Origin of the sequence: Actinomyces polynesiensis, from assembly GCF_000820725.1 — a bacterium.
GTDB classification, from domain to species: domain Bacteria; phylum Actinomycetota; class Actinomycetes; order Actinomycetales; family Actinomycetaceae; genus Pauljensenia; species Pauljensenia polynesiensis.
Genome location: NZ_CCXH01000146.1, coordinates 1 through 6,918, shown reverse-complemented (window position 1 = coordinate 6,918; position 6,918 = coordinate 1). Strand labels below are relative to the sequence as shown.

General features: G+C 71.5%; 6 protein-coding genes. 2 read left to right on the top strand and 4 right to left on the bottom strand.

Annotated elements, in window-relative coordinates; translation table 11 throughout:
• On the top strand, nucleotides 1-2,649 hold a 2,649-nt coding region (locus TA90_RS06665), incomplete at its 5' end, for an error-prone DNA polymerase (RefSeq protein WP_043535283.1).
• Nucleotides 2,650-2,666: 17 nt separating this feature from the next.
• Here TA90_RS06665 and TA90_RS06660 read toward each other — a convergent pair.
• Nucleotides 2,667-3,536 carry a LysR family transcriptional regulator gene (locus tag TA90_RS06660; RefSeq protein ID WP_043535281.1) on the bottom strand — a complete coding sequence of 290 codons (870 nt, stop codon included), beginning with the start codon at nucleotides 3,534-3,536 and terminating at the stop codon, nucleotides 2,667-2,669.
• Nucleotides 3,537-3,634: 98 nt separating this feature from the next.
• Between TA90_RS06660 and TA90_RS06655 the strand changes: the two genes are divergently transcribed.
• Entirely contained in the window at nucleotides 3,635-4,639 is a 1,005-nt protein-coding gene (locus TA90_RS06655) for a DMT family transporter (RefSeq protein WP_074015329.1), read from the top strand.
• 112 nt (nucleotides 4,640-4,751) lie between these two features.
• Here TA90_RS06655 and TA90_RS13175 read toward each other — a convergent pair whose 3' ends face one another.
• The 3 genes from TA90_RS13175 to TA90_RS06640 form a co-directional block, all read right to left on the bottom strand.
• A complete protein-coding gene (locus tag TA90_RS13175) occupies nucleotides 4,752-5,558 on the bottom strand; it encodes a hypothetical protein (protein WP_147513408.1) in 807 nt (268 codons plus the stop codon).
• Nucleotides 5,559-5,592: 34 nt separating this feature from the next.
• A complete protein-coding gene (locus TA90_RS06645; protein WP_043535280.1) occupies nucleotides 5,593-6,264 on the bottom strand; it encodes a DUF6318 family protein in 672 nt (223 codons plus the stop codon).
• Between the two features lie 133 nt (nucleotides 6,265-6,397).
• On the bottom strand, nucleotides 6,398-6,918 hold a 521-nt coding region (locus tag TA90_RS06640; RefSeq protein ID WP_043535278.1), incomplete at its 5' end, for an HRDC domain-containing protein.

The following is a 6,918-nucleotide window of genomic DNA, read 5'->3' as shown; positions in this document are numbered from 1 at the left end:
GCGGCCACGCGCCTGGGGGGCTCCCTCCTCGAGGCGGAGCCCCACCTGCCCGCCCTGCGCTCCTTCCTGCGTTCCCCTGCGGAGATGCTCGCCCTGCACCACGCCCACCCCGACGCCGTCACCGCCGCCGCCGGCATCGCCCGCGACGCCGCCTTCGACCTGCGTCTGGTCGCCCCGCACCTGCCCGGCGCCGAGGTCCCCGACGGCCACACGGAGGCCACCTGGCTGCGGGAGCTGACCCGGCGTGGCGCCGAGCAGCGGTACGGGACGCGCGAGGAGGACCCCCACGCCTGGGGGGTCATCGACCACGAGCTCGAACTCATCGAGCGTCTGCGGTTCCCCGGCTACTTCCTCATCGTCAAGGAGATCGTCGACTTCGCGGCCTCCCGGGGGATCCTCTGCCAGGGCCGCGGCTCCGCGGCGAACTCGGCGGTGTGCTTCTCACTGGGGATCACCGCCGTGGACGCCGTGCGCCACCGCCTGCTCTTCGAACGTTTCCTCTCACCGGGGCGCTCCGGTCCCCCCGACATCGACCTGGACATCGAGGCGGGGCGACGCGAGGAGGTCATCCAGCACGTCTACGCCCGCTACGGGCGCGATCGCGCCGCGCAGGTCGCCAATGTCATCAGCTACCGGCCGCGTTCCGCCATCCGCGACGCCGCACGCGCCCTGGGTCATGCCCCCGGTGTCGCCAAGGCCTGGTCCACCGCCACCCCCCGCCACAGGGGCGGCAGCCGCGGGGGCGTCGCCGGGAGCGGGGACGAGGGCGGGGACGGTGTGCCCCAGGACGTGCGCGACATCGCCGTGGCCCTGCAGAAGCTGCCCCGTCACATGGGCATCCACCCCGGGGGCATGGTGCTCACCGACACCCCCGTCAGCGAGGTCTGCCCGGTGGTGTGGGCCGCCAAGGAGGACCGCTCCGTCCTGCAGTGGGACAAGGAGGACTGCGCCGACGCCGGCCTCGTGAAGTTCGACCTGCTGGGTCTGGGCATGCTCACCGCGCTGCGCCACGCCTTCGACTGGCTCAGTGGGGAGGGGGTGCTCGGACGCGACGGACGTCCCCCCGGCCTGCACAACCTGCCCGAGGAGGACCCCCGTGTCTACGACCTGCTGTGCGCCGCCGACACGGTGGGGGTGTTCCAGGTGGAGTCACGCGCCCAGATGAACACGCTGCCACGCCTGCGACCACGCAGGTTCTACGACATCGTCGTCGAGGTGGCCCTGATCAGGCCCGGCCCCATCCAGGGCCACGCCGTCAACCCCTACCTGCGCAGGCGTCGGGGACGGGAGGAGGTCACGTTCCTCCACGACCTGCTCCGACCCGCCCTGGAGAAGACCCTGGGGGTGCCCCTCTTCCAGGAGCAGCTCATGCAGATCGCGGTGGACGCCGCAGGTTTCGCCCCCGACCAGGCCGACAAGCTGCGCACGGCCATGGGGTCCAAGCGTTCCCCCGAGCGCATGGAGGAGCTGCGTCCCGCCCTCTTCGAGGGGATGGCCGCCCACGGGATCTCCGATGACGTCGCCGCCCGCATCTACGAGCACCTGCGGGGCTTCGCCGACTTCGGCTTCCCCGAGTCCCACGCCTTCTCCTTCGCGCACATCGTCTACGCCTCGGCGTGGCTCAAGGTCCACCACCCCGAGCACTTCTACGCGGCCCTGCTGGCCTCCCAACCGATGGGTTTCTACTCCCCGGCCACGCTGGTCCAGGACGCGCGTCGCCACGGTGTGGCGGTGGGTGGGCCCGATGTCCAGGACTCCGGGGTCGGGGCATGCGTGCGTCCCCGGGTGGAGGGCGGGGCACCGGACGGACAGGGGTCGCCCTCGTCTGTGCGGGGAACGGGGGAGGAACCGCCGCACGACGGACGTCCCACGGAGGAGTGGGACCTGGGGGAACCCGAACGCGACTTGCCCGTCGGGGACGTGGGACTGACCCACCACCCGGGGCTCATGGTCCGGCTCGGGTTGGAGTCGGTGCGCGGGCTCGGTGCTGCGGCGGAGCGGATCGTCGCGGCCCGCGAACAGGACGGTCCCTTCCGGGACCTGCCGGACCTGGCGCGTCGCGCCCACCTGTCGGTCCACGAGGTCGAGGTGCTGGGACGGGCAGGGGCCACGGAGGGCCTCGGCGTCACGCGACGGGAGACGATGTGGGCGGCGGGCCGTGTCGGTCAGGGCGACTGGTACCAGCCCTACCTCCCGGGGACCGAGGTCGGGGCCGAGGCCCCGGCGCTGAGGGCGATGGACACCCTCGAGGTCCTCACCGAGGACTACCGGTCCACCGGCCTCACCACCGGGTGCCACCCCTTCGAACTGGTCCGTGGGCAGCTGCGGGACCGGGGGGTTCTCTCCGCGCGGGACCTGGGCGCCCACGAGTCCGGTGAGGTGGTCTCGATCGCCGGTGTCGTCACCCACCGCCAGCGTCCCCACACGGCGCGCGGCCTCACCTTCCTCTCCCTCGAGGACGAGACGGGTCTGGCCAATGTCACCTGCTCGAAGGGGCTGTGGGCGCGTCACCGCCGGGTGGCCCTGACCGCCCAGGCCCTCCTGGTGCGTGGTCGCCTGGAGCGGGGGGACGGAGTGGTCAACGTCGTCGCCCACCGCCTGGAGGAGATCCGCCTGCCGGTGTCGGTGCGCTCGCGGGACTTCCGGTGAGGTGGCTGCGACCCCGTTCAGTTGGCCGCGGGTCCCAGGCTCGACCGCAGGGCTGTCACGAGCGGCGACCAGGGGCGCGAGAGCGGGCCGGTGAACACCAGGGAGCGCGTCCTCGTCGGGGTGATGGGCACCATCACGAGCTCGCGGGGGAGCATCCCCTGCCCGATGGAGGGGAAGACGGTGATGCCCACGTCGGCGGCGACCATGCCGAGCAGTGCCCCGATGTCACGTACCTCCTGGACGGGGCGGAAGTCCGGGTCGACGGAGCGGAAGATGTCCAGGACGTTCGCGGCGCACCCGCCCGCCGACACCAGGACCGGGTCGTCGACGAGTTCCTCGGCGGCCAGCATCCCCTCGCCCGCCAGGGGGTGGTCGGCGCGCAGGGTCGCCCGGTAGTCGTCGTGGGCGACCTCCACGGCGTCCGGGTGCACCCGGTCCGGGTTGATGAGCACCGCCGCATCCACGATCCCCTTCTCCAGCCACAGGGGGAGCTCGTCGTCGTCGCCCTCGAAGAGTTGGACGTCGATGCCCGGATGGTCCCTCCTCCACGTGGCCAGCAGCGTGGGGAGCAGCCCGAAGGAGACGGTGGCGGCGGCCGCCAGCCGGACCAGGCCCGTGGTGCGTCCGTGGAACTCCGCCGCGGCGGCGCTGACCCCGTCGGCTGAGGCGATCGCGGCACGGGCGTGGGGCAGGACGCGCGAACCCAGGGCAGTGACGGAGATCGTCGGACGCCTGCTGACCAGGGGCCCGCCGAGCTCCTGCTCCAGGGTGGCGACGGCGTGGGAGACGGCGGACTGGGTGAGCCCCTGGCGTGCAGCGGCCTGGGCGAAGCCGTCCTCGTCGACGACGGCGACGAGGGAACGCAGTTGCGCGAGCGTGACGGACATGAGCATCCTTCATGTTCAGATGAACCAGATTTGTTTGATTCATGTGCGGCCGGCCCCAAGAAGAGTGCCGAGGACACCACGACACAGGAGGAACCGCCATGCTGGACCGCACACCCACCTGGGTGCTCTTCTCCTTGTCGGGACTGGTGTGGGGTGCCAGCTTCCTGTTCATCAAGATCGCGCTGGGGGGCATGGACCCCGCACAGGTCGTCCTCGCGCGGCTGGGGCTCGGGGCGCTCGCACTCGTCACCGTCGCCGCTGTCACCCGCACGCCGCACATCAGGGATGTGCGCCTGATCGGGCACCTGGTGGTCGCGGGCTTCTTCTGGGCCGGGCTGCCCCTCCTCCTCTTCGCCTGGGCGGGGCAGTACCTGCCGTCGGGGATCTCGGCGATCTTCAACGCCACGACACCCCTGATGACGCTGCTGATCACCGCCCTCGTGCTGCCCGCTGAGCGGCTCGGGGCGGACCGGGTGACGGGCGTCGTCATCGGGGCCGGCGGTATCGTCCTGGTCGCAGCTCCCTGGCGCCTGTTCGGCGGTTCCGCCGACTTCGCGATGCAGGCTCCCGCCTACCTGGCCTGCCTGGCGGCCACCACCTGCTACGCCATCGCCTTCACCTACATCCGCAGGTTCGTCAGGCCCGCGGGACACGGCTCGCTCGCCGTCACGACCACGCAGATCGTGTCCGCGTTCGTGGTGATGCTGCTCCTCTCCCCACTGACCGGAGCGTGGACCCACCGCGTCTCGCTGAGTCTCCCGATCGTCGTGTCACTGGTTCTGCTCGGGGTGTTCGGGACGGGGCTCGCCTACGTGTGGAACATGAGGACCATCGAGACCTGGGGCCCGGTCCGGGCGTCCATGGTCACCTACGTGACGCCCATCGTGGGGGTGGTGCTGGGGATGGTGGTCCTGTCCGAGCACCTCACCTGGAACGAACCGATCGGGATGGTGGTGACCTTCGTCGGGATCGCCCTCGCCCAGGGGCTGGCCGGTCGGTTGCGGGGCCTGTCGCTGCCGTCCGGGCGGAGCGGGGCGCTGCGTGCGCCTGTTGCGCGGGTGGCTGATCCGGCGCCGGAGGGAGCGGGGGAGGGGTGCGCCTGAGACGGGGGCCTTCGCTCGCGATGGTGGGCCGTCCCTGCTGCGCGCGGGTGCGTGGGGCGGCGGGTGCCGGGCTCGCGGCGCGGTTCGTTCAGGGGCGGGGGCCGGGGGCGTTTCAGTGGCCCAGTCGTTCCTCGGCGGTGTCAGTGAGGACGGTGTGCGACTTGCGGACCTCGAAGGGCACCGAGGCCTCGCGGGTCTGGAGGACCCCCTCGACGCTCTGGGTCTCACCGGTGAATGGGTTGGTCGCCACTGCGGTCCAGGTGGTCACCAGCTCGACGGAGCGGGCGGCAGCGGGTGAGGTGTAGGTGTGCTGGTTCGTCCGGTCGGGGTAGGGAGCGCCGGGGCTGGTGGTGACCAGTGGGGCGGTGCCGTCCCCGAAGTCGAAGGAGTAGGTGCGGGCGCTCAGGGAGATCGACGTCTGCCGGCCCAGGACCGTGACGGGAATCTGGTGGGTGGTCCGGGAGGCGTGCACGAGGGCGGGGATGCCCGTGTAGGAGGTGCCCTCGGGCTGGACCACCAGGCCCGCGCCGGGCACCGTCGTCGAGGCGAGTGCCTGGTAGATGATGTCGATCGTCGAGGGTGGGACGAAGGCGGGGGCCTCGGGGTCGTCCTCGGAGTCCGCGGTGGGCAGGCCGAGGAGCGGACAGGCATCGTCGACCCACTGGCCCGACAGGAGCTGGCCCGTGCAGCCGACGGGAACGGAGGGGGGCGGAGGTGTCACCCACCGTGCGGGCTGGCCGGGGGTCCAGGAGATCAGTGCCGACTCGGGGACCCCGGGGACGACGTAGCGGGAGCCGGTGCCGGCTTCGATGACGACGGAGTCATGGCCGACGCCAGAAACTTTCCATTTCTGATTATCCTCCGTGGGCTCGCTTGCACCGCCCAGCAGGAAGGCGCCAAGCATTAGTGCGGTGTGCACGAGCCGCATTGGGTCTCGATGCTTGACAGAGGACTCAAGTCTCAGGATCATCTGCACCCGTCCCTCCACAGATGGACCATGCCGAGCCAGTTCGGCAAGTGTGGACCTCGATCAGCTCTGTGTCAGGAGTGATCGAACCAACTCGGGAGCCGTCATACGTTCTCTCAGCTTGGGTCGTGACATGCACAACGAAGACGTGTGTTCCTTCAGCATTCGGGTGTTCGATGGGGGGCTCGACCTCAGTGATCTCGTAGCGCATACCCTGTGTCCAGCCGCCGGCCCTCGCCACACCGTCGACCGCATCGGCCATTGTCGTGCACATCTCGCAGTCACTCGTGCTGATCGCCCGGAGCTCGGTGGTGTCCCCGCTGTTCCACGCGTACTCCGCCACCGCCACGAAGTATCGGGCGAACTCCTCGGCGGCCTCAGGCGTGTCCTCCCCGATGGAGGCGGGCGTCGAGGGAGGGACCGGAACCGGGCCGTCATCGGGCTTGAGGAGTTTCCCGTCTGCTCCGACCCGGTAGCCACCTGACATGGACTCCGCGGAGGAGGGCCCGCCCGTGGCGCCCGCTGCAGTCGCCCCGGACTGGACGGTGCCGGCGGGCGTGCCATTCCCCGTCGTGCAACCGACCAGCGCCACGGCGCCCACGGCGAGGACCGCGAACCCGGCCCGGGCTCGCAGCGTCGCCGTGGAGCTGTGAGTCATGCCACACACGCTAACCGGAAGTCCCGCTGCGCGCCAGACCCCGGGAAGCGTTGTGGATGGCTCGGGGTGCGCCGCAGGACACGGGAGGACCGGGCAGCGGGAGGACCTCGCGGCCGGGGCGGCGGCCCCGGGCTCAGTCCGCGTGCGCCTCCAGGTAGGCCGCCGGCGAGGCGAGCGCCTCGGCCGCCTGCTCGGAGACGAGGGCTCGCTGCCAGGGGCGCGCGTCCGACTCCTCCAGACGCTCCGCCACCGCGTCCTGCACGGACATGGCGGGATCGAGGGGCGCCCACGCCAGGAATCGCTGGTCCCGCGGCTCCAGGACGACCTCCGAGGACAGCCCCAGCCCCTCGCCGATCTCTGCGGCCACCACTCTCACGGCCTTGAGCCGGAGGAAGGCCTCAGGGTCCAGGTGTGCCCAGTGGCGTGCCTCGGGCACGGTCCCCGGCACGAACGGCATGCGGCGTGGTGGCAGCTCGGAGTCCTCCGCCGTCACCGCCCGGTGGATGGCCCGCAGCCAGGTGTCCGTGAACTGCCGGGCGACGGGGGAGCGGAACTCGCCGATCGCGAGCAGGGCCCGCCTGTTGCGCGGAGGCTGTTGGGCGGCCCGCACGAGGGCGGCGTTGCGCACCAGACGACCGGGGGAGAGGTCGATCT